This window comes from Pseudomonas sp. TE9122 (assembly GCF_056278925.1).
The window spans coordinates 4,930,606-4,953,027 of record NZ_JBWBQI010000001.1 but is presented as its reverse complement, the minus strand read 5'-3'; the positions used below and the strand labels follow the sequence as shown (position 1 = coordinate 4,953,027).

Below are 22,422 nucleotides of genomic sequence, written 5' to 3'. Positions count from 1 at the left end.
AAAGAACTCCTTCAGCAGAATCAGTGTTCGATGTGTTCTTGTGGACGTTTCGCCCGGCGCCCGTCTTCCTTCGACAGTTGCGAGAAGATCGTCGCCGCCAGCATCGCCATCACGCCGACCGTGACGAAGGTCAGCTGGAACGCACCGAGTACGGTTTCCACGCCATCGTTGCCGACCTTCGCAGTGAAGCCGCCGAGCAGCGCGCCGGCGCAGGCCACGCCGAGGCTCAGCGACAATTGCGCGACCACCGACAGCAGACTGTTGCCGCTGCTGGCGCTGGCATCGTCGAGGTCGATCAGCGTCACCGTATTCATCGCGGTGAATTGCAGCGAGTTGATCGCCCCCAGCACCGCCAGCAGGCACAGCAGCAGCCAGTACGGCGTCTGCTCGCTGACCAGGCCCATGCTTGCCAGCATGATCCCCAACGCCAGGGTGTTGCCGGTGAGGACGATGCGATAGCCGAGGCGTTCGATCAGCGGCCGCGCGACCCACTTGGCGACCATCGCCGCAGCGGCCAGCGGCAACATGCTCATCCCGGCTTGCGACGGCGAATAGCCCAACGCCACTTGCAACAGCAGCGGAACCAGAAATGGCAGAGCACCGCTGCCCAGTCGCGCGAACAGGTTGCCGAGAATGCCCACGGCGAACGTGCGGGTCTTGAACAGCGAAGGCGCAAACAGCGGATTCTCGATATGCCCGGCGCGCAGCCAGTACGCCGCGAGACAGGCCATGCCGGCGAACAGCAGCAGCATCACCCGCAGGTGCGGCAGGTGCAGTTCGCCAAGACCTTCCATGGCGATGGTGATGAGGATCATCGCTGCGCCGAACAGCAGAAAGCCGAGGCTATCGAAGCGGGTGCGCTCCGTGCCGCGCAGGTCGGGGATGAATTTCCACACCGCGTAGCAACCGATCACCCCGACCGGCAGATTGATCAGGAAGATCCAGTGCCACGTCACGTATTCCACCATCCAGCCGCCCATGGTCGGGCCGATCAGCGGGCCGAGCAGGCCGGGAATGGTGATGAAACCCATGATTCGCACCAGTTCCGAGCGCGGGTACGCACGCAGCACCACCAGCCGCCCGACCGGCAACATCAGCGCACCGCCGAGGCCCTGAATCACCCGCGCACCGATGAGCATGCTCAGGCTGCTGGATAACGCGCATAGCAACGAGCCCAAGCTGAACAGCAGAATCGCGCCGAAGAAGATTTTCTTGGTGCCGAAGCGGTCGGCGATCCAGCCGGAGGCCGGGATCAGCAGGGCCACGGTAAGCATGTAGGCGATGATCACGCCCTGCATGCGCAACGGGTCTTCGGCCAGATCGCTGGCCATGGCCGGCAGCGCGGTATTGAGGATGGTCCCGTCGAGGGACTGCATGAAGAACGCAATGGCGACGACCCACGGCAACCAGCGTGCGGTGATGGCGTCGAGAGGCGGGCGGTTGGGCATGGAACCTCTTGTGTCAGTGCATATTCAGAGTCGAGCGCGGTCAGTGTGGGAGCGAGCCTGCTCGCGAAGAGGCCATTTCATTCAACATTGATGTCGATTGATCTACCGCTTTCGCGAGCAGGCTCGCTCCCACAGGTTTTGCATTTACAGCGTCAGCGTGAGTCGGCTGACCAGCGCCCCCGGCAACAGCGATGACGAGGTATTGCGCTGACTGTAGGTACTCGCCGACAGCAGCAATTCACGCTCGGTAGTCAACGCTTCCAGCTGCGAGCCGAGCAGGTTGTAGGCGCTGTCATCGAAACGCATGGTGCTGACCGGCGCCTGGATTTCGCCGTTCTCGACCCAGAAGGTCGCGAAACGGGTCATGCCGGTCATGCGCGCCGCCGGTTGGTCCGAGTAGTTCAGGTACCACAGGTTGCTGATGTACAGCCCGGTGCCCAACTGCTTGAGGATCTCTTGCTGCGACAGATCACCGGCGGCCATGTTCAATGCACTGGGCATTTCGCCGCCGCCCGCACCGTTCGCCGCCAGACCATATTCGGCGGCGCTGCGCGAGCCGACCAGTTGATCACCGGCCCGGCCTTCGATGATCAGACGCAGATCGCTGCGCGGATATCCCTCGGCGGAAAACGCCGGGCTCAGGGATTCGCTGACTTTCTCATCCAGCGACACCAGCGGACTGAACGCCTGATCGCCGACGTAGAGTTTCTGCAACGGGCTGCTCTTGCTGGCGATCGATTGCGCCGAGAACCCGCCCCAACTGAGCATGCCCATGATTTCTTCCAGTGCCGCCGGTGCCAGATAGGCGCGGTACTGTCCCGGTGCCAAAGTGCGTAACGGTCGGCCGAGAAACTCCAGCTGTTCGCGGGCCTGGGCGAAACGCCGGGCAAACCCTTCGTCGCTCCAGTCATGCCCGGCGTAGCTGGCCTTCACCGCTTCGCCGTTTTCGTGGAACAGGCTGAAGTCGAAATTGAAGCTGTTGGCTTCATGCCAGCCGAACGCGCCAGCGGAGCTGGCAAAGCCACGGCTGATCGGACCGGCAGCATAAAAACCGACCAGATCGAGACCTTCAGCGGCGGCGCAGATTTGCCCGACGACATCTTCGGTGTCCGGCAGCGGATGCGCTTGTACGTGCGTGCTCTGCCAGCTGTTGTGATTGAGCAGCAAGTACGGGTCCTGCGGCAGCAGCGGCAAGGTTTCGCGCAATTGTTGCAGGCCTTCGGCGAGCCGTTGCAGATCGGCTTCCTGATCCCCGGACAAGGTGATCTGCAGGTCGGCGTGGCGACCGTCGTTGATCAGTTTCAGGCCGACGTTGGCCTGCTGCACTTGCCCGGCCTGGCGCACCTTGGCGTGATTGAAGCGCACGAACGCCGAGGCTTCGGCGGCGTAGCTGAGCGTGAACTGTTCCGGCTCGCGCACGCTGTCGCGCAGCCAGTTGACCATGACCTTGAAGGCGTCGGACTGACGCTTCGAAATGCTCATCAGGCGTCTCCCCCAAACACATCAATGTTGCTGAATACGCAGGCCGGCGAAGCATGGCCGACGCGAATCACCTGGTTCGGTTCGCCCTTGCCGCAGTTCGGCGTGCCCAGCACCTTGACGGTGCTGACATCGCCGACGGCGCGCAGGCTCTTCCAGAAGTGCGCGGAAATCGCCCGGTAGTTGGGGTTTTTTACCACGCCTTTCAGTTCACCATGCTCGATCAACTGGCCCCATTCGCAGCCGAACTGGAATTTGTTGCGCGCATCGTCGATCGACCACGAACGGTTGGTGCTCATCAGAATGCCGTGCTCGATACCGCCGATCATCTGCTCCAGCGTTTGATCACCCGGTTCGATGTTGAGGTTGGCCATGCGGTCGATCGGCGGCCGGTTCCAACCGCAGGCGCGGCTGTTGGCAACGCCATCGAGGCCGGCGCGATATTGCGACAGCGCTCCGCCCAGTGGCCGCAGCAACAGGCCGTCGCGAATCAGGAATTGTTTGCTCGCCGCAGTGCCGTCGTCGTCATGGCCGTAGCTGGCGAGTTCTTCCGGGATGCCGGGGTCGAAAGTCACGTTGAGCAGGTTCGAGCCGTATTGCAGGCTGCCGAAATCGCTGGTCTTGACGAAACTGGTGCCGGCGTAATTGCGCTCATCGCCGAGGATGCGGTCGAGCTCCAGCGGATGACCGATGGACTCGTGGATCTGCAGCATCATCTGATCGGGCATCAGCAGCAGGTCGCGCCGGCCTTGCGGGGTGTTCGGCGCGAGCAGCAATTGCAAGGCCTGTTCGGCGACTTGCGGACCGGCACCGACCAGGCCGCAACGGCTGATGACGTCGGCGCCACCCTGCTGGCCGAAGTTCTCGCGGCCGAGGCTGCGGGTCTGGCTGTCGTTGCCGTCGTAGGCGGTGACGTCGAGGCTCGGATAGACAAAGCGCTGGGCCTGACGCAATTCGGCGCCGGCGCTGCTCAGGTAGATCTGCTCGACGTTAGTGATGCCGATGCTCACCTGCCAATTGACCAGGCGCTCATCCTTGGGCACCGAGGCGGATTCCGCGCCGAGCAGATCGAAGCATTCGCTCAGGGACGGGAAGGGCTGTTCGAGATTGGGTGAAAAATAATCAGCGCGATCGCTGGAAAGCGGCTGCTCGCGCAGATCGAGCAAGGCGTGCGGCTTGAGCCGGCGGGCCTGTTGCTCAGCGCGCTCGAGAGCGGCTTGCAGGCCTTGTTGCGAGAGGTCATTGGTCGCCGCATAGGCTTCGACGCCATTGACCCGGACGGTGAGCATCACCCCTTCATCGCGGCTCAAACTCGGCGGTTCGGCGACGTTCTTGCGCACCGATAGATACTGCCCGGACTCGCGCACATATCGCAGGGAAAAAAATTCAGCGCCCGTGCGCAAGGCAGCAAAGCGCTGCTTGAGCTGGGGGTGGAAATCGAACATTCGGGAACCTCCTTGTAATGGAGTAGCGGCATGGCGACAGCGGGGAGGGGTGAAACGGTTGCGCGAGGTCTAGAGTAGGCCTGCGTGGGGGTAGGATCAAGTGAAGAGGGGGTGTAGGGGGATTTACTGTGCAGCGGGGAAGTGTGTGTTGCTGTGAGGGCCTCTTCGCGAGCAGGCTCGCTCCCACAGGGGATTTGTGAATGCCACAGATCCAGTGTGGGAGCGAGCCTGCTCGCGAAGGCGGCGCCTCGGTACTACGACTTACTGCGTAACCGGGGTGATATCCCGCATCGGCTTGCCTTTGACCGGCGCGCCGTTCGCGACGTAATAAGCAGCGGTGCTGCGCGGCAGCGGCTTGCGGCCACGGATCTTGTCGGCGATTTTCTCGGCCATCATGATCGTCGGCGCATTGAGGTTGCCGGTGGTGATGATCGGCATGATCGAGGCATCGACCACGCGCAGGCTCTGCATGCCGTGCACACGACCTTCGCCATCGACCACGGCCATCTCGTCGGTGCCCATCTTGCACGAGCAGGACGGGTGGAACGCGGTTTCGGCGTGCTCGCGGATGAACTTGTCGAGCTGCTCATCGGTTTGCACGTCGATGCCCGGGCTGATTTCACGACCACGGTATTGATCGAGTGCCGGTTGCTGCATGATTTCGCGGGTCAGGCGGATGCCGTCGCGAAATTCCTGCCAGTCCTGCTCGGTGGCCATGTAGTTGAAGAGGATGCTCGGGTGCTGGCGCGGGTCCTTGGATTTGACCTGGATGCGACCACGGCTCGGCGAACGCATGGAACCCATGTGCGCTTGGAAACCGTGCTCTTTCACACCGTTGCTGCCGTTGTAGTTAATCGCCACCGGCAGGAAGTGGTACTGGATGTTCGGCCATTCGAATTCCGGACGCGAACGGATAAAACCGCCGGCCTCGAACTGGTTGCTGGCGCCGATGCCGGTGCCGTTGAACAGCCACTCGGCACCGATCGCCGGCTGGTTGTACCAGAGCAGTGACGGGTACAGCGAAACCGGTTGGGTGCAGGCGTATTGCAGGTACAGCTCAAGGTGATCCTGCAGGTTTTCACCGACGCCCGGCAGATCGTGGACCACCGGGATGTCGAGGCTTTCCAGCAGTTTCGCCGGGCCGACACCGGAGCGCTGCAAAATTTGCGGCGAAGCGATGGCGCCGGAGCACAGCAGGACTTCCTTGCGCGCCTTGGCTTCAACACGTTCTTCAGCGTCGCCGATCAGGTAACGCACGCCGACCGCGCGCTTGCCTTCGAACAGAATCTTGTCGGTCAGGGCGTGGGTGACGATCGTCAGGGTCGAGCGTTTTTTGGCGATGTCGAGGTAGCCACGCGCGGTGGAAGCACGGCGGCCGTTCGGCGTCACGGTGCGGTCCATCGGGCCGAAGCCTTCCTGCTGGTAACCGTTGAGGTCTTCGGTACGCGGGTAACCGGCCTGCACGCCAGCTTCAACCATGGCGTGGAACAGCGGGTTGTTGCCGGCTTTCGGCGTGGTCACGCTGACCGGGCCGTCGCCACCGTGGTAATCGTTCGGGCCGATGTCGCGGGTTTCGGCTTTGCGGAAGTACGGCAGGCAATCGAGGTACGACCAGTCTTCCAGGCCCGGCAGTTTCGCCCAGCCGTCGTAGTCCATCGCGTTGCCACGGATGTAGCACATGCCGTTGATCAGCGAAGAGCCGCCAAGGCCCTTGCCGCGACCGCATTCCATCCGGCGACCGTCCATGTGTGGCTCTGGATCGGTTTCGTAGGCCCAGTTGTAGCGACGACCCTGCAGCGGGAACGCCAGCGCGGCGGGCATCTGGGTACGGAAGTCGAGGCGGTAGTCCGGCCCCCCGGCTTCGAGCAGCAGAACGGTGACGCCTTCGTCTTCAGTCAGACGGGTCGCCAGGGTGTTACCGGCCGAGCCGGCACCGATGATGATGTAATCGAATTCTTGGGACATTGAATGCACCCTCTTTGATAGTGGTCAGGTCGGACCTTGGCGAGTGCTGTGCACTCGAATCGCTGGCAAGCCAGCTCCCACAGGGATTGGGGGCTGCCACAAATTGGGTGGACGACTCCAAACCTGTGGGAGCGGGCTTGCCCGCGAAGAGGCCTTCGCGAGCAATGCAAATCTCGGGTCTTAGAACACCGAGACGTAATCGCCCAGTTCGACCTGTACCGATTTGATGCGGGTGAAGTTGTTCAGCGAGCTGATCCCGTTCTCACGGCCCACACCCGACTGCTTGTAGCCGCCGACCGGCATTTTTGCGTCGGACTCGCCCCAGGCGTTGATCCAGCAGATACCGGCTTCCAGTTGATGAATCACGCGGTGGGCGCGGTTCAGGTCTTTGGTGACGATACCGGCGGCCAGGCCGAAGTCGGTGTCGTTGGCGCGGCGGATCACTTCTTCTTCGGTTTCGTAGGAGAGGATCGCCATCACCGGGCCAAAGATCTCTTCACGAACGATGGTCATGTCGTCGGTGCAGTCGGTGAACACGGTGGGCGCAACGAACGCGCCCTTGGCGAATTCGCCGTCGGTCAGACGACCACCGCCGCACAGGACGCGGGCACCTTGTTCCTTACCTTTTTCGATGTAGGCCAGCACGCTTTCCATGTGGGCGAAGCTGACCAGCGGGCCGAAATTGGTGTTTTCGTCTTCCGGGTTGCCGACGCGGATGCGCGCAACGCGCTCAACGATCTTGGCCTCGAACGCGGCTTTCAGATGCGCCGGTACGAATACGCGAGTGCCGTTGGTGCAGACCTGACCGGAGCTGTAGAAGTTGGCCATCATCGCCGTGTCGGCGGCGCGATCGAGGTCGGCGTCGTCGCAGATGATCAGCGGCGACTTGCCGCCCAGTTCCATGGTCACGTCTTTGAGCGACGAAGCCGAAGCGCTGGCCATGACTTTCTTGCCAGTGTCGGTGCCGCCAGTGAAGGAGATTTTCTCGATGCGCGGGTGCTCGGTCAGCCAGGTGCCGACTTCGCGGCCGCTGCCGGTCAGCACGTTGAACACGCCGTTCGGTACGCCGGCTTCGGTGTAGATCTCAGCCAGTTTCAGGGTGGTCAGCGAGGTGACTTCGCTTGGCTTGAAGATCATCGCGTTACCGGCCGCCAGGGCTGGAGCGGATTTCCACAGCGCGATCTGGATCGGGTAGTTCCACGCGCCGATACCGGCGACCACGCCAAGCGGCTCGCGACGGGTGTAAACGAAAGAGGTGTCACGCAGCGGGATCTGCTCGCCTTCGATGGCGGGCACCAGGCCTGCGTAGTATTCCAGCACGTCAGCGCCGGTGACGATGTCGACGTACTTGGTTTCGGAGAAGGATTTGCCGGTGTCCAGGGTTTCCAGCGCAGCCAGCTCATCGTTGCGCTCGCGCAGGATGTCAACGGCGCGACGCAGGATGCGCGAACGCTCCATGGCGGTCATCGCGGCCCAGATTTTCTGGCCCTTTTCGGCGCTGACCACGGCGCGCTCGACGTCGTCTTTGGTCGCACGTTGCACCAGTGCGAGGACTTCACCGTTCGCCGGGTTGATGGCTTCGAAGGTGGCGTCGCTGCCGGCGTCGGTGTACGCGCCATCGATGTAGAGTTTTTGCAGTTCGAAACGGGCCATAGTGTCCTCGCAAGTGCATTGGTGGTTGGCGTTGACCACCGCGATGACGCTGCGGTGGAGTTCAGGGGCCGAGCATTTTCTGTGTGCTCTAGCTCACCTTCTTGGCCAATTGGAAATCCATGTATTCGTAAGCGATCTGTTGCGCCTGCGCCGTGTCGAAAGCGTCTCCCGACAGCGCGCCGCGCAACCACAAGCCGTCAATCAACGCTGCCAGACCCCGGGCGGCGCTGCGCGCATCTTCGAGCGGCAGCACACGGCGGAACTGGCAGCACAGGTTGGAATACAGACGGTGATCGTTGATCCGCTGCAACCTGTGCAAAGACGGCTGGTGCATGCTGGTGGCCCAGAAGGCCAACCAGGTTTTCATTGCCGGGCCATTGACCTGGCTGGCGTCGAAGTTGCCTTCGATGATCACCTGCAGATGCGCCCGTGGGCTGTCATCTGCCAGCGCCTGACGGCGCGCGGTGACGCTCTCGCTGAGGGCGGTCATCAGGTACCGCATCGTGGCGGCGATCAGGCCGTTCTTGTCCTGAAAGTAATGACTGATGATGCCATTCGAGACACCGGCCAAACGGGCGATCAGCGCAATGCTGGCGTCCCCCATTCCGACCTGATCGACCGCTTGCAAAGTGGCTTCGATCAGTTGTTGGCGGCGGATGGGTTGCATACCGACCTTGGGCATCTTGCACATCTCCTTAGGCCTTCCGAGGGGCGAATGACGCCGATCGGATTGAGGGCCAGTCTATTTTGTTTTGATTGAACGTTCAATCAACAAAGAATAAGATCTGCGACAATTCGTCGCTGCCTACAGAAAATTCCTACACGTAATGACGATAAAAACCGACACCTGAAACGGCTCGAAACCTGCGCGGGGCATGGCGCGGTTCGCGATTCGATGGACGTGTTGAAAGGGCAAGACGCTCGGGGCCAGGTTTCGGATGAACGTCCGTCGCCTCTGGCCACGAAAGCGAATACGCAACGCCATTTCGACAGGTTCGGGCTTTTTTCGGAGTGTCTTTATATCACCCGCCGGTCGGCTGCCAACTAACCGATTGGTCGGGTTCCGTGATGCCTTGTGTTCTTCTCTCGCACTGCCTGGAGCATTTGTGCCATGAGTTCTGCCTCGCTAATAAAGACCCCGCCCGAGAAGGTGACGGTCAACGGTTGGGTGTTCTACACCTCGACCGCGCTGATTCTGTTGTTGACCGCCATTCTGATCATCGCCCCGCAAGAGGCCGGCAGAATGTTGGGCATGGCCCAGGCCTGGTTGTCGCGCAGCTTCGGCTGGTACTACATGGTGGTGATCGCCGCCTACCTGGTGTTCGTGGTCGGTCTGGCGTTTTCCTCGTACGGCAAACTCAAACTGGGCAGCAAGGACGACACCCCGGATTTCAGTTACGGCGCCTGGGCGGGGATGCTGTTCTCGTCGGGCATCGGCATTTCGCTGCTGTACTTCGGCGCGTCCGAGCCGCTGGATCACTACTTCAATCCGCCGGAAGGCACCTCGGCGACGAATATGGCGGCGCGGCAGGCGGTGCAACTGACTTTCCTGCACTGGGGCCTGCACGGCTGGGCGATCTACGCACTGGTTGGTCTGGCGGTGGCTTATTTTGCCTATCGGCATAACCAGCCGCTGGCCCTGCGTTCGGCGCTGTATCCGCTGGTCGGCGAGCGTTGGGTCAAGGGCGCGGCCGGTCACGCGGTGGACGGCTTCGGCATGTTCGTGACCCTGCTGGGCCTGGTGACCAACCTGGGGATTGGCTCGCTGCAAGTGTCGTCCGGGCTGGAAAACCTGTTCGGCATGGAGCACAGCAACACCAACCTGCTGATCGTCATCATCGTCATGAGCACGGTGGCGACCATCGCTGCCGTGTCAGGTGTGGAAAACGGCATCCGTCGTCTGTCCAACCTGAACATCGTGCTGTTCAGCGGCCTGCTGATTTTCGTGCTGTTGTTCGGCCCCACTTTGCACCTGCTCAACGGTTTCGTGCAGAACATTGGCGACTATCTCAACGGCGTGGTGCTGAAGACCTTCGACCTGTACGTCTATGAAGGCGACAGCGCCAAGTCCGATCGCTGGTTGGGCCTGTGGACCCTGTTCTACTGGGCGTGGTGGATTTCCTGGGCGCCATTCGTGGGCATGTTCATCGCACGGATTTCCCGTGGCCGCAGCGTGCGTGAGCTGGTTGCTGGCGTGCTGCTGATTCCGCTGGGCTTCACCTTGGCGTGGCTGTCGATCTTCGGCAACTCGGCGCTGGATCTGGTGATGAATCAGGGCGCGGTGGAGCTGGGCAAGACGGCGCTGGAACAGCCGTCGATGGCGATCTATCAGTTGCTTGAGCATTATCCGGCGTCGAAAGTCGTGATTGGTGTGTCGATCTTTGTCGGCTTCGTGCTGTTCCTGACCCCGGCCGACTCCGGCGCGGTGATGATGGCGAATCTTTCCTGCAAGGGCGGTAACGTCGATGAAGACGCGCCGCACTGGCTGCGGATCTTCTGGTCGGTGGTGATCACGCTGGTGACCATCGGCCTGCTGTTCGCCGGCAACTTCGAAGCCATGCAGACCATGGTCGTGTTGGCCGGCCTGCCGTTCTCGGTGGTGCTGATCTGCTTCATGTTCGGCCTGCACAAGGCGATGCGCCAGGACGTGCAGATCGAACAGGAGCAAGCACAACTGGCCGAGCGCGGACGCCGTGGTTTCAGTGAGCGCCTGACGCAACTGGATCTGCAGCCGAGCCAATCGGTGGTGCAGCGCTTCATGGACAAGCACGTCACTCCGGCGCTGGAAGATGCAGCGGCGCAATTGCGCAATCAGGGCATTGAAGTGCAGACGCTGCTGGGCAAAGCCAAGCGTTGCATGGGTGTGCGGGTCGAGATGGAAGAGGGCAACCCTTTCGTTTACGAAGTGAGCCTGGATGGTTATCTGGCGACCCCGACCGAATCGGCGCAGTCCGATGAAGCGCGTCAGCGTTATTACCGCGCTGAGGTGTATTTGCACAATGGCAGTCAGGACTATGACTTGATGGGCTTCACCCCGGAGCAGATCACCCGGGATGTGCTCGATCAGTTTGAAAGCCATCGGCAGTTGTTGGGGCGGGTTTATAGCTAAAGTCAAAAGCTGACCCTCACCCCAGCCCTCCCGAAACGTCGGACCGCCCGTAGGGAGAGGGAGCCGACTGAGGTGTCTGGCGTTGTACATTGACCTGAAAGATCGAGTCGATTATGGATTCGGTAAAGCAAGATCAGGTCGGTGCAGATCTGCAGCATCCCCCGATCGGTCCCCTCTCCCTCTGGGAGAGGGCTAGGGTGAGGGGCTATTCCTGACCCAACAAAAAGGGATCGCTCACCGCGATCCCTTTTTTTATCCCACCTGGCGCATTACCCCAGATTCTTGCCCAACAACGCGTGATACAACTCGCTGTCGCCGAGAATCCCCACCACATGATTGTTATCGTGCAGCACCAGCTTGTTGCCGGTCTGATAACGGATCTGCAGCGCGTCACGCATGCCGATGTTCGAGTCCACCAGCGTCGGTTTGCGCTCCAGGCCTTCCACCGCTTGCCCCGGTGCCCAGTTCTGCAGGTTCAGCACCGAGCCGTTCTGCCGTGCGCCTTTGATGGTGTTGCCTTCGGCCAGGTCCAGCCACGAGTCGCCGCCCGGATCGAGGCACACCGAGCCGTTGATGCGTTTGCACTTGTCCAGCGTGCGCATCAGGCTGCGGCCGCAGAGCACGTTGAGCGGATTGGTGTGGGCGACAAAGGTGCGCACATAGTCGTCCGCCGGGTTGAGGACGATTTCCTCCGGCACGCTGTACTGGATGATCCGACCGTCTTTCATGATCGCGATGCGGCTACCCAATTTGAGTGCTTCATCGAGGTCGTGGCTCACAAACACGATGGTCTTGCTCAGCTTGCGTTGCAGCTCCAGCAGTTCATCCTGCAGACCCTGGCGGATCAACGGGTCGAGGGCCGAGAACGGTTCGTCCATCAGCAGAATGTCGGCGTCCATCGCCAGCGCGCGGGCGAGGCCGACGCGCTGCTGCATGCCGCCGGATAGCTCATCAGGCTTCTTGTTGCGCCATTGGGTCAGGCCGACCAGTTCGAGTTTCTCATCGACCAGTTTCTTGCGTTCCTTCTCCGGTCGGCCCTGCATCTCCAGACCGAAACTGATGTTCTCGCGCACCGTCAGCCACGGCATCAGAGCGAATTTCTGAAAGACCATGGCAATGCGCTTGGTGCGCATCATTTTCAGCTCGGCGGGCGTGCAGGAGGCGATGTCGATCTGGCGGTTTTCATGCTCGACGAACAGCTTGCCACGGCTCACGGTGTTGAGGCCGTTGATGCAGCGCAGCAGGCTCGATTTGCCCGAGCCGGACAGGCCCATCAGCACGCAGATCTCGCCTTTGTTGATGTCCAGCGTGGCTTTTTCCACGCCGACGATCTGACCGGTCTTCTTCAGGATCTCGTTGCGGGTCATGCCCTGATCGAGCAGCTTGAGTGCCTCGCGCGGATCCTTGGAGAAGATTACGTCGACGTCTTCGAAGCGAATTATGCTCATGCGTCACCCCCTACTTTGGCGTCGGGTTGTTTGCAGATACGGTCGAGCATGATCGCCAGCAGTACGATTGCCAGGCCTGCTTCGAAGCCCAGGGCAATATCAGCAGTGTTCAGTGCGTTGACCACCGGTTTGCCGAGTCCGTCGGCGCCGACCAGTGCCGCGATCACCACCATCGACAGCGACAGCATGATGCACTGGGTGATGCCCGCCGCGATGCTCGGCATGGCGTGCGGCAGTTCGATCCTTGAGAGCAATTGGCGACGCGAGCAGCCGAAGGCCTTGCCGGCGTCCATCAGTTCTTGCGGGACATCGCGGATGCCCAGGTAGGTCAGGCGGATCGGCGCCGCGATGGCGAAGACCACCGTGGAGATCAGGCCCGGTACCACACCCAGCCCGAAGAGGGTCAGGGTAGGAATGAGGTAAACGAAGGTCGGCACGGTCTGCATCAGATCGAGCACCGGCCGCATCATGGTGTAGAACATCGGTTTGTGCGCGGCGACGATGCCCAGCGGCACGCCGATCAACACGCAGACCAGGGTGGCGAACAGCACCTGGGCGAGGGTTTCCATGGTTTCCTGCCAGTACCCCAGGTTGAGGATCAGCAGGAACGAGGCGACCACGAACGCGGTCAGGCCCCACTTGCGTTGAATCAGATGGGCAATGATGGCAATCAGGCCAATCAGCACCAGTGGGTTGAACCAGGTCAGCGCAAACGTCACGCCGTGGATCATCGTTTCCAGTGTCACGGCGATTGCGTCGAAGGTGTTGGCGCCGTGTTGCGTCAACCATTCGACGAAGCCCGCGATGTACTGGCCTAAAGGTATTTTCTGATCAATCAGCATGGTAGTGAACGTCCGCATGCAAGGAAATTAACAGCCCGGGCAGGCACGCCTGCCCGGCATAAGCGGTGCCTTTCAAATCAAGGCGCGAGCTTGGCTTTCACGGCCTCCAGGCCTGGTTTACCGTCAATGGTGGTCACGCCAACGAGCCAGGTATCGAGCACCTGTGGATTCTTTTTCAGCCAGGCCTTGGCGGCCGCGTCAGGCTTCATCTTGTCGTCGAGAATGTTGCCCATCAGTTCACTTTCCATGTCGACGGTGAACTCCAGGTTTTTCAACAGCTGACCGACATTGCTGCATTCTTCGGCGTAACCCTTGCGGGTGTTGGTCGCCACGGTGGCTGCGCCGAAATCGGGGCCGAAGAAGTCGTCGCCGCCGGTCAGGTATTGAATCTTGAAGCGCTTGTTCATCGGGTGCGGTGCCCAGCCGAGGAAGACCACGGCGGTGTCGCGCTTCTGCGCCCGGTCGACTTGCGAGAGCATGCCGGCCTCGGAGGATTCGACGATCTTGAAGCCAGCGGTTTTCAGGCCGAAGGCATCCTTGTCGATCATGCTCTGGATCAGCCGATTGCCGTCGTTGCCCGGCTCGATGCCGTAGATCTTGCCGTCGAGTTCTTTCTTGAATTTGGCGATGTCGGCGAAGTCATGCAGGCCTTTGTCATACAGGGCTTGCGGCACGGCGAGGGTGTATTTGGCACCCTTGAGGTTGGTGCGCACGGTGTCGACGGTGCCGGCATCGCGATACGGCTTGATGTCGTTCTCCATGGTCGGCATCCAGTTACCGAGAAACACGTCCATGTTCTTGCCGTCGGCCAGCGACTTGTAGGTCACGGGCACGGAGATCATGGTGGTTTTGGTCTTGTAGCCGAGGGCGTTGAGAACAACGGAAGTGGTGGCGGTGGTTGCGGTGATGTCGGTCCAGCCGACATCGGAGAAGTTAACGAGGCTGCACTGTGCCGGTTCTGCGGCTTGCGCCAGTAACGGCAGACTCAGCAGGGCGGCCAACAACAACGACGGGGAACCTTTCATGGATGGACTCCTTGGTGTTTTTTTTGGCAGTGTTCCGACTGTGGACCACCGCACTTATGGGTTGCGGTTGGTGGCGTTTTTGAGACAGCTCTACCGCAGCGCCTTGCAATCGAGTCATCCCGATCATGTACCAGTGAAAATCTGACGCCTACAGGGAGGGTCGTATCCAGTACAGGGATGGTCGCTTCCAGTGTCGGTGACGTCGCTTACAGCTTTTTTCCGCCCCCGATGACCTGCTCGACTGCATAAAAACGGCGTATTTGCGGGGCGAAAACGTGACGACGCTGCTGGACATGACTGCGTCGGTGTCAGACGCCGTGCGCGCCGACAAAAGCCCGATGATGCCGGCATTCGGCGGATCGCAGCTTGAGCGTAGCAGCTCCGCCAGCGGGCGCTTTTGCAGCCCGGACCGGTATTCTCAGGAGCTTCGCAGCAATGGCTATCAGCGTTTTCGACCTGTTCAAAATCGGCATCGGCCCTTCCAGTTCCCACACCGTCGGGCCGATGCGCGCCGCCGCACTGTTTGTCGAGTCGCTGCGCGGCAAGCATCAACTGGAGCAGGTGCGGCGCATCGAGGTGCAGTTGTTCGGATCGCTGTCGGCCACCGGCATCGGCCACGGCAGCGACAACGCGGTGATCATGGGCCTGATGGGCGAGTGGCCGGACGCAATCGACCCGGCGCAGATCGGCCCGCGCATTCAGGCGCTGCGCGAAACCCATACGTTGTTATTGGATGGCCGTCTGGCGGTGCCGTTTATCTGGGCGCGGGACATGCGCCTGATCGACGAAAACCTGCCATTCCATCCCAACGCCATGACCCTGGTGGCCGAAGGCGAATTCGGTGAGCTGCATCGTGACACCTACTATTCAGTCGGCGGCGGCTTCGTCGTTGATGAGGCGCAAGCGGCCAGCGGTGTGGTCGATCTGGATCGCACCGAATTGCCCTACGATTTCTCCAGTGCGGTCGAGCTGCTGCAGTTGTGCAAAACGCACAACCTGCGCGTCGCCGAACTGATGATGGCCAACGAAAAGGTCTGGCGCAGCGAAGAAGAGATCCGTGCCGGGCTGATGAAACTGTGGCGGGCGATGCAGGATTGCGTCGAGCAGGGCCTCAAGCACGAGGGCATTCTGCCCGGCGGCTTGAACGTGCGACGGCGTGCGGCGAAGTTGCACCGCAGCCTGCAAGAGCTGAATAAACCCAATGTCATCGGCTCGACCCTGAGCGCGATGGAGTGGGTCAATCTGTTCGCCCTTGCCGTCAATGAAGAGAATGCTGCCGGCGGGCGCATGGTCACTGCCCCGACCAACGGCGCGGCGGGGATCATCCCGGCGGTGCTGCACTATTTCATGAAGTTCAGCGAAGCGGTCACCGACGCCAACGTCGTCGACTATTTCCTCGGCGCGGCGGCAGTCGGCATTTTGTGCAAGAAGAATGCGTCGATCTCTGGGGCCGAGGTCGGTTGCCAGGGCGAGGTCGGTTCGGCCTGCGCGATGGCGGCGGCAGGGCTGGCGGAGATTCTCGGCGCCACCCCTGAACAATTGTGCAACGCAGCGGAAATCGGCCTGGAGCACAACCTGGGCCTGACCTGCGACCCGGTCGGTGGCCTGGTGCAAGTGCCGTGCATCGAGCGCAATGCGATTGCCGCAGTGAAAGCGATCAACGCGGCGCAAATGGCTCTGCGTGGCGACGGTCAGCACTTTATCTCGCTGGACCGGGTGATCCGCACCATGCGTGATACCGGCGCCGATATGCATGACAAATATAAAGAAACTTCGCGCGGTGGCTTGGCGGTCAGTGCGGTTGAGTGCTGAGCCAGCCACACCGAGGTGGATTCTTCGCGAGCAGGCTCGCTCCCACAATAGATCTCCAGTGAACACAATATTTGTGGACCCCAGATTCCAATGTGGGAGCGAGCCTGCTCGCGAAGGCGCCAGACCAGTCAAAACTGCTCAACAAAAGAACACCCCAATCCAGCCGCGCCACCTTTTGGCGCGTCGCAATCAGACAAGCGTCATTGTCAGTCGTGACTTGTCAGTCGTTACCTGACCGTCCGTCGCCCGTGCTTGCGGTGACACTCTGTGCAAATCCTCTGCAGGCCAGTTCCCACAAGTGCTACCGATCTGCTCACAGGCTGCGCGGCAGGGCTCTCGCGGCATCTGATGGCACTTCGAAATGGCGTGTTCCGAGGTCTCGTATAGACGCGTCGCGAGGTCGTTTTCAGGAGTTATTGAATGGCCGTCCAATTTCAGGCACGGCAATTGCTCTGTCATAACAAAGCCTGCTTTCTCTGTGAGACGCGGGCAATAACAAGAGCCTCCGCCTGAGGCCGCCACCCGCTTTGTGTGAGGAGATACCGCGATGACGTCGTTCAACTCCGGGGCCCAACCCCAGAACCGTGCGCCTCAATCCATCGGCTTTCTGCTGCTGGACAATTTCACGCTGATTTCCCTGGCGTCCGCCGTTGAGCCGCTGCGCATGGCCAACCAGTTGTCCGGTCGCGAGCTGTATCGCTGGAGCACCCTCACCGTCGATGGCGGCCAGGTCTGGGCCAGTGACGGTCTGCAGATCACTCCCGACGCCTCCATGCACAAAGCCCCGCCCCTGGACACGGTGATTGTCTGCGGCGGCATCGGCATTCAACGCACCGTGACCCGTGAACACGTCTCTTGGCTGCAAAGCCAGGCGCGCCAGTCCAAGCGCCTGGGCGCGGTGTGCACCGGCAGTTGGGCGCTGGCCTGTGCCGGTCTGCTCGACGGCTTCGATTGCAGCGTGCACTGGGAATGTCTGGCGGCGATGCAGGAAGCTTTCCCGCGCGTGGCCATGAGCACACGGCTGTTCACCCTCGACCGTAACCGCTTCACCAGTTCCGGCGGTACCGCGCCGCTGGACATGATGCTGCACCTGATCAGCCGCGATCACGGTCGTGAACTGTCGGCAGCGATCTCGGAAATGTTCGTCTACGAGCGCATCCGCAACGAACAGGATCACCAGCGCGTGCCGCTCAAGCACATGCTCGGCACCAACCAGCCGAAGTTGCAGGAAATCGTCGCGCTGATGGAAGCCAATCTGGAAGAGCCGATCGATCTGGATGAGCTGGCGGTGTATGTCGCGGTGTCGCGTCGACAACTGGAGCGGTTGTTCCAGAAATACCTGCACTGCTCGCCGTCACGCTATTACCTGAAGTTGCGCCTGATCCGCGCCCGGCAGCTGCTCAAGCAGACGCCGATGTCGATCATCGAAGTGGCGTCGGTGTGTGGTTTCGTCTCCACGCCGCACTTCTCCAAGTGCTATCGCGAGTACTTCGGCATTCCGCCGCGTGACGAGCGCGTCGGCTCCAACACCACCCAGCAAGTGGCGATGTTGCCACTGCCGCAGGCCATCGTGATGTCGCCGCTGTCGGGGCCGATGTCAGCGCTGAGTCAGGCGCGCAATGAGTCGACGTTTGCCAGCGTAAGGCTGTAGACCGAGTCTGATCGTTCCCACGCAGAGCGTGGGAACGATCAGGTGGGAGCGAGCCTGCTCGCGAAGGGGTTTCTCAGGCGCTGTGGGACTGCTGGTAATCCGCAAGGGCCGGCAACAACTGTTTGTCGATCGCCTGACGCACCGCCGGCTGAATGCTGGCGCCGCTGGTGTACATGTCCTTGACCATCTTGCGCAGTTCGAATGCGCGAACATTATCCAGGCCACGCACCGCGCACTCACAGGCCTGCTCGGCGGTGGTACCGCTCGGCACCTGAATACCCAAGGCCTTGAGCTGGCCCAACAGATCTTCCTGGTCAATCAAATCGGCGTACATCATTACGCAAATCCTTCTGTGGCAACGGAGGTCTTGGCTCGATTCTGGTGGCCCCGACCGGACGCGGCAAGGGCGTTTTGTCGCGGTGGCCGGGACGACTATGAACAGGTCGTTTTCGGCTAACCGACTGGATTGTCGACTAGGCACACTGGCGCCAGCTCGCTTCACGAAGGTTTGGTCACCCTCGCCTGGCAGCTCCTCAACAGTACCCTCCTCAGCTCCGATCCTGTCACGGCTTGATCGGAGTTTTTTTTGCTTGTGAATCAGTCAGAGATTAGTTGTTCCCGCTGACGCTTTCGCGAGCAGGCTCGCTCCCACTTTGGAATGCGTACCCCTGTGGGAGCGAGCCTGCTCGCGAAGAACGATGACGCGGTTCAACGTTGTAACACCAGAATCCGCGACAACAACTCATCCCGGTCGACATAGCAGCCCTGAAAATGTCGCGCCCCGGTCGCTGGATCAAAAGCATTGCGCGCATGCAGCGTGCGGCGGTTGTCAAAGCACCACAATTCGCCCGGCTTGAGCCGCTGCATCAGCCGGAATCGCGTCTCGCGAGTCATCGCAATCAAGCGCCGATAGGCGCGATACAGCAACGGCATCTGCGCCACCGACGTATCGAACGCCCCGCGCAGAAAGTTGGCCATGCGAATCTCCGCCACCCGGCCCAGCGCATCCACAGCGATGACCGGCGCCAGGCAGCGATAGTCGCTGTGCCGGTCCTTGTTGCGAAATTCCACAGGGATTTCGCACAGGGCCTCAAACAGCTGCGGCTCCTCCTGACGCAAGGCGTCGGCGATCGCAAAACCATCGACGAAAATACTCTCGCCACCCTCGGCATCATTCACCAGGCAATGCAGAAATTGCAGCCCCGGTTGCAGCTCGCGAGTCGGCAAATCCGTGTGCAATGGCAGGTTGAAGGCGGTGTAGGCGTTGCTGTCGGCGTCGGCTTTGGATTGCACATTGAACAGCACGCCGAAGTTGCTTTCGCGAATGAAGGAAATCCGCTGCGCGATGAGCTTCAGCGAGCCCGGCTCGGTGGGCACGCCGCGCACTTGGGTCAGGCCGATGTCGCGCACGGCGAGCAACCATTGCAGCAGCGCGGCGTTGTCGTTCATCAGCGCGGTGTAGTCGAACACCGGCAACTGCAGATCGCTGTGCCACAAACGGGGCTGCGGTTTGCCGGCCAGGCGTTCGGCGCGGGATTCATCGTCATAGGCATGTGCGCGCAGCCAGCCCGGATCGAAGCGGCTGAGGTGACCGTCCTGCCAGTCGATGCGCAGGCAGCCATCGGTGTCGATGCGCGTGGCCAGCGGTTGCAAATCCTCGGCGGCATCGACGCTTTCGAAGACTTGTTCGCGAGTAACGCTGTAGACACATTGATCACACGGGCAATTGTCGCGCAGCCATATGTGGTGAAACGGGCTGACACGTCCGTCAGCCCATTCGATGACAACGCGATCCGCCAGACCCTGCACGCCACCGAGCGCGCTGATCAACGGATAAGTACGAAAATCGGCAACAGCGACGGCGGTGTTCATGGCGGCTCCTTGGCAGTGGGGATTTACCGAGCGGGTGGCAGCGCGATCACGCGGCCGATGTAAGCGGGAGCGGGCAGGTCGGTCTGATCCGCGACGATGGTCTGCAAGCGATGCAACGTATCGGGGCTGAACGGTGCCGAGCGCGGGCCGGCGAGGTCGACGTGCAAAAGCATCTGTTCATTGCCGGCCAACTCTTGCTCATCGCCGACCTTGTGCAGGCTGTGGTAGAGGTGCAGGCGCTTGCTGTCGTGGCCGATGATTTGCGTGCGCACTTCCACCTCAGTGTCGATCTTCACTTCGTGCAGATAATTGAGGTGCAGTTCGAGGGTGAACAGCGAGTGGCCGCTGGCCTCGCGGTTGCTGCTGTCCATGCCGAGGCGGTCCATCAGCGCGTCGGTGGCGTAGCTGAAGATCAGCAGGTAGAAGGCGTCGCGCAGGTGGCCGTTGTAGTCGACCCAGTCGGGGATGATGGTGGTTTGGTAGGTGGTGAGGTGGGGCATGGTTTCGGTTCCAACATTGATGATGACTGGACTGCCGTCTTCGCGAGCAGGCTCGCTCCCACATTGAAATGCGTTTACCTGTGGGAGCGAGCCTGCTCGCGAAGGGGCCGGAAGCGCTTTGCAAGGTCTATTCGCTGAAACTCATTCCGTGCTTCTCTTTGGTGGTCTTCACCGCCTCAAGCACCGCCAGCAAACAATCATCACGATAGCGCTCCAGCGCCGAAATGCTGTGCCGACCGAGCTGATCAGTGGTGCCATCGACCACATCATCGATCAGCTTGTCGGTCAGCTCCGGTGCCGGCAGATACGTCCACGGCAACTGCAACGCCGGACCGAATTGCGACATGAAGTGGCGCATGCCGGCATCGCCGCCGGCCAGGGTGTAGGTCAGGAACGTGCCCATGAACGACCAGCGCAGACCAGCGCCAAAACGGATTGCATCGTCGATCTCGCCGGTCGTCGCGACACCGTCGTTGACCAGGTGCAACGCCTCACGCCACAGCGCTTCAAGCAAGCGATCGGCGATGAAACCCGGCACTTCCTTGCGCACATGCAACGGGCGCATGCCGAGGGATTCGTAGACTTGCATCGCCGCTTGCACCGCTTCCGGCGCGGTATTTTTGCCGCCGACCACTTCCACCAGTGGCAACAGATAAACCGGGTTGAACGGGTGGCCTACCACGCAGCGTTCAGGGTGCGTCGAACTCTCGTAGAACTCGCTGGGCAACAGGCCTGAAGTGCTGGAGCCGATCAGCGCATCGGGCTTGGCCGCGGCGCTGATTTTGCTGTGCAGATCAAGTTTCAGTTCCAGCCGCTCCGGGGCGCTTTCCTGGATGAAGTCGGCGTCACGCACGCATTCCTCGATGGTCGCGACAAAGCGCAGACGATCCTGCGAAGCACCCGGCGCCAGGCCGTTTTTCTCCAGCGCGCCCCAGGCATTGGCCACGCGTTGGCGCAATGCCGCCTCAGCGCCGGGCGCCGGGTCCCAGGCCACTACATCAAGTCCGTGGGCGAGGGCGCGGGCGACCCAACCACTGCCGATGACACCGCTACCGAGAGCGGCGAAGGTTTTGATTTCGGTGATAAAGCGCATGGTGATGTCCTGAAGAGTTCGAAGAGCCCTGTAGGAGCTGCCGAAGGCTGCGATCTTTTGATCTTGCTTCTCAAAAATCAAAGTCAAAAGATCGCAGCCTTCGGCAGCTCCTACAGGTGAAATGGGTGATGGATCAGCCGCGCTGGGTCAGGCCCATTTTTTTGCGACCTTCTGCCGGTGTGAGCACGCGGGCGCCGAGGCGGCTGAGGATTTCCGTGGCGCGTTCAACCAATTGGCCATTGGTCGCCAGCACACCTTTGTCCAGCCACAGGTTGTCCTCCAGGCCGACCCGCACGTTGCCGCCGAGCAGCACCGCTTGCGCCGCCATCGGCATCTGCATGCGGCCGATGCCGAAGCCGGCCCACACCGCGTCGGCGGGCAGGTTGTCGACCATGGCTTTCATCGTGGTGGTATCGGCCGGTGCGCCCCACGGGATGCCCAGGCACAGCTGGAACAGCGGGTTGTCGAGCAAGCCTTCCTTGATCATCTGCTTGGCGAACCACAGATGCCCGGTGTCGAAAATCTCCAGTTCGGCCTTCACCCCCAGTTCGGTGATGCGCTTGGCGCCGGCGCGCAGTTGCGCCGGAGTGGATACGTAAATGGTGTCGCCGTCGCCGAAGTTCAGCGTGCCGCAATCGAGGGTGCAGATTTCCGGCAGCAACTGTTCAACGTGGGCGAGACGGGTCAGCGGACCGACCAGATCGGTGTTCGGGCCGAACTCCATCGGCTTCTCGCCAGGTCCGATTTCCAGGTCGCCGCCCATCCCGGCGGTCAGGTTGACGATGATGTCGACGTCCGCCTCGCGGATGCGCTCCATCACTTCGCGGTACAGCGCCACGTCACGGCTGAACTTGCCGGTCTGCGGATCGCGCACATGGCAGTGCACCACGGTGGCGCCAGCCTTGGCCGCTTCCACCGCTGCAGCGGCAATCTGTTTCGGGGTGATCGGCACATGTGGACTTTTGGCGGTCGTGTCGCCAGCACCGGTAAGTGCGCAGGTGATGATGACGTCGTGGTTCATGGTGCGTTTCCTTCAGGCGAGATGGGTCTGTCCGCAGCCCGTTGCGGGGCTGCGAAGCG

The 22,422-nt window shown here is 61.2% G+C and carries 17 protein-coding genes; 3 read left to right on the top strand and 14 right to left on the bottom strand.

Annotated features, from left to right (window positions below):
* Positions 1-20 precede the first annotated feature (20 nt).
* From mdtD to betI, 6 genes are all read right to left on the bottom strand, one after another.
* Entirely contained in the window at positions 21-1,448 is a 1,428-nt protein-coding gene (mdtD, locus tag ACZ9BE_RS22360; protein WP_041476772.1) for a multidrug transporter subunit MdtD, read from the bottom strand.
* A 144-nt stretch (positions 1,449-1,592) separates the two neighbouring features.
* Positions 1,593-2,930 carry a TldD/PmbA family protein gene (locus ACZ9BE_RS22355; RefSeq protein WP_476249950.1) on the bottom strand — a complete coding sequence of 446 codons (1,338 nt, stop codon included), beginning with the start codon at positions 2,928-2,930 and terminating at the stop codon, positions 1,593-1,595.
* On the bottom strand, positions 2,930-4,372 hold the full coding sequence (locus ACZ9BE_RS22350) for a TldD/PmbA family protein (protein ID WP_476249949.1): 1,443 nt from the start codon (positions 4,370-4,372) through the stop codon (positions 2,930-2,932). Before ACZ9BE_RS22350 ends, ACZ9BE_RS22355 begins: the two co-directional genes overlap by 1 nt.
* Before the next feature lie 261 nt (positions 4,373-4,633).
* Positions 4,634-6,337 (bottom strand): choline dehydrogenase, encoded by a 1,704-nt coding sequence (gene betA, locus ACZ9BE_RS22345; RefSeq protein ID WP_056786513.1) that lies wholly within the window; start codon positions 6,335-6,337, stop codon positions 4,634-4,636.
* A gap of 180 nt (positions 6,338-6,517) precedes the next feature.
* Positions 6,518-7,990, bottom strand: coding sequence for a betaine-aldehyde dehydrogenase (betB, locus tag ACZ9BE_RS22340; protein ID WP_039757620.1), 1,473 nt, complete (start codon positions 7,988-7,990; stop codon positions 6,518-6,520).
* Between the two features lie 88 nt (positions 7,991-8,078).
* Entirely contained in the window at positions 8,079-8,672 is a 594-nt protein-coding gene (gene betI / locus ACZ9BE_RS22335) for a transcriptional regulator BetI (RefSeq protein WP_008085771.1), read from the bottom strand.
* Positions 8,673-9,158: 486 nt separating this feature from the next.
* Here betI and ACZ9BE_RS22330 point away from each other — a divergent pair, with 486 nt between their 5' ends.
* Positions 9,159-11,099 (top strand): BCCT family transporter, encoded by a 1,941-nt coding sequence (locus tag ACZ9BE_RS22330; protein ID WP_223630511.1) that lies wholly within the window; start codon positions 9,159-9,161, stop codon positions 11,097-11,099.
* A 269-nt stretch (positions 11,100-11,368) separates the two neighbouring features.
* On the opposite strand, the gene choV is transcribed toward ACZ9BE_RS22330, so the two are convergent.
* From choV to ACZ9BE_RS22315, 3 genes are all read right to left on the bottom strand, one after another.
* Positions 11,369-12,547 (bottom strand): choline ABC transporter ATP-binding protein, encoded by a 1,179-nt coding sequence (gene choV, locus ACZ9BE_RS22325; protein WP_016772804.1) that lies wholly within the window; start codon positions 12,545-12,547, stop codon positions 11,369-11,371.
* Positions 12,544-13,389 carry a choline ABC transporter permease subunit gene (choW, locus tag ACZ9BE_RS22320; protein ID WP_016772805.1) on the bottom strand — a complete coding sequence of 282 codons (846 nt, stop codon included), beginning with the start codon at positions 13,387-13,389 and terminating at the stop codon, positions 12,544-12,546. Before choW ends, choV begins: the two co-directional genes overlap by 4 nt.
* Positions 13,390-13,466: 77 nt before the next feature.
* The gene (locus tag ACZ9BE_RS22315; protein ID WP_476249948.1) at positions 13,467-14,414 is read right to left on the bottom strand and encodes a choline ABC transporter substrate-binding protein; all 948 of its coding nucleotides are present in this window, start codon (positions 14,412-14,414) and stop codon (positions 13,467-13,469) included.
* A 435-nt stretch (positions 14,415-14,849) separates the two neighbouring features.
* Here ACZ9BE_RS22315 and ACZ9BE_RS22310 point away from each other — a divergent pair, with 435 nt between their 5' ends.
* Positions 14,850-16,226 (top strand): L-serine ammonia-lyase, encoded by a 1,377-nt coding sequence (locus ACZ9BE_RS22310; RefSeq protein WP_252886914.1) that lies wholly within the window; start codon positions 14,850-14,852, stop codon positions 16,224-16,226.
* A 547-nt stretch (positions 16,227-16,773) separates the two neighbouring features.
* Entirely contained in the window at positions 16,774-17,877 is a 1,104-nt protein-coding gene (gbdR, locus tag ACZ9BE_RS22305; protein WP_007949927.1) for a choline metabolism transcriptional regulator GbdR, read from the top strand.
* A 73-nt stretch (positions 17,878-17,950) separates the two neighbouring features.
* On the opposite strand, the gene ACZ9BE_RS22300 is transcribed toward gbdR, so the two are convergent.
* The 5 genes from ACZ9BE_RS22300 to cdhC form a co-directional block, all read right to left on the bottom strand.
* The gene (locus ACZ9BE_RS22300; protein ID WP_008083190.1) at positions 17,951-18,214 is read right to left on the bottom strand and encodes a hypothetical protein; all 264 of its coding nucleotides are present in this window, start codon (positions 18,212-18,214) and stop codon (positions 17,951-17,953) included.
* Positions 18,215-18,585: 371 nt separating this feature from the next.
* Positions 18,586-19,749, bottom strand: coding sequence for a gamma-butyrobetaine dioxygenase (locus ACZ9BE_RS22295; protein ID WP_476249947.1), 1,164 nt, complete (start codon positions 19,747-19,749; stop codon positions 18,586-18,588).
* A gap of 23 nt (positions 19,750-19,772) precedes the next feature.
* Complete coding sequence (locus ACZ9BE_RS22290) at positions 19,773-20,249, bottom strand: thioesterase family protein (RefSeq protein ID WP_406227750.1); 477 nt, start codon at positions 20,247-20,249, stop codon at positions 19,773-19,775.
* Between the two features lie 127 nt (positions 20,250-20,376).
* On the bottom strand, positions 20,377-21,342 hold the full coding sequence (locus tag ACZ9BE_RS22285) for an L-carnitine dehydrogenase (protein WP_150636865.1): 966 nt from the start codon (positions 21,340-21,342) through the stop codon (positions 20,377-20,379).
* 133 nt (positions 21,343-21,475) lie between these two features.
* Entirely contained in the window at positions 21,476-22,363 is an 888-nt protein-coding gene (gene cdhC, locus ACZ9BE_RS22280; RefSeq protein ID WP_056786525.1) for a 3-dehydrocarnitine:acetyl-CoA trimethylamine transferase CdhC, read from the bottom strand.
* Positions 22,364-22,422: the final 59 nt, after the last annotated feature.

Excerpts from the sequence above, each read along its gene's own strand:
- ACZ9BE_RS22290 (WP_406227750.1), bottom strand. The coding sequence starts at position 20,249 with ATGCCCCACCTCACCACCTACCAAACCACCATCATCCCCGACTGGGTC.
- ACZ9BE_RS22310 (WP_252886914.1), top strand. The coding sequence starts at position 14,850 with ATGGCTATCAGCGTTTTCGACCTGTTCAAAATCGGCATCGGCCCTTCC.
- gbdR (WP_007949927.1), top strand. The coding sequence starts at position 16,774 with ATGACGTCGTTCAACTCCGGGGCCCAACCCCAGAACCGTGCGCCTCAA.
- mdtD (WP_041476772.1), bottom strand. The coding sequence starts at position 1,448 with ATGCCCAACCGCCCGCCTCTCGACGCCATCACCGCACGCTGGTTGCCG.
- ACZ9BE_RS22285 (WP_150636865.1), bottom strand. The coding sequence starts at position 21,342 with ATGCGCTTTATCACCGAAATCAAAACCTTCGCCGCTCTCGGTAGCGGT.
- betB (WP_039757620.1), bottom strand. The coding sequence starts at position 7,990 with ATGGCCCGTTTCGAACTGCAAAAACTCTACATCGATGGCGCGTACACC.
- ACZ9BE_RS22295 (WP_476249947.1), bottom strand. The coding sequence starts at position 19,749 with ATGAACACCGCCGTCGCTGTTGCCGATTTTCGTACTTATCCGTTGATC.
- choV (WP_016772804.1), bottom strand. The coding sequence starts at position 12,547 with ATGAGCATAATTCGCTTCGAAGACGTCGACGTAATCTTCTCCAAGGAT.
- choW (WP_016772805.1), bottom strand. The coding sequence starts at position 13,389 with ATGCTGATTGATCAGAAAATACCTTTAGGCCAGTACATCGCGGGCTTC.
- ACZ9BE_RS22355 (WP_476249950.1), bottom strand. The coding sequence starts at position 2,930 with ATGAGCATTTCGAAGCGTCAGTCCGACGCCTTCAAGGTCATGGTCAAC.
- betA (WP_056786513.1), bottom strand. The coding sequence starts at position 6,337 with ATGTCCCAAGAATTCGATTACATCATCATCGGTGCCGGCTCGGCCGGT.
- ACZ9BE_RS22300 (WP_008083190.1), bottom strand. The coding sequence starts at position 18,214 with ATGATGTACGCCGATTTGATTGACCAGGAAGATCTGTTGGGCCAGCTC.
- cdhC (WP_056786525.1), bottom strand. The coding sequence starts at position 22,363 with ATGAACCACGACGTCATCATCACCTGCGCACTTACCGGTGCTGGCGAC.
- betI (WP_008085771.1), bottom strand. The coding sequence starts at position 8,672 with ATGCCCAAGGTCGGTATGCAACCCATCCGCCGCCAACAACTGATCGAA.
- ACZ9BE_RS22350 (WP_476249949.1), bottom strand. The coding sequence starts at position 4,372 with ATGTTCGATTTCCACCCCCAGCTCAAGCAGCGCTTTGCTGCCTTGCGC.
- ACZ9BE_RS22315 (WP_476249948.1), bottom strand. The coding sequence starts at position 14,414 with ATGAAAGGTTCCCCGTCGTTGTTGTTGGCCGCCCTGCTGAGTCTGCCG.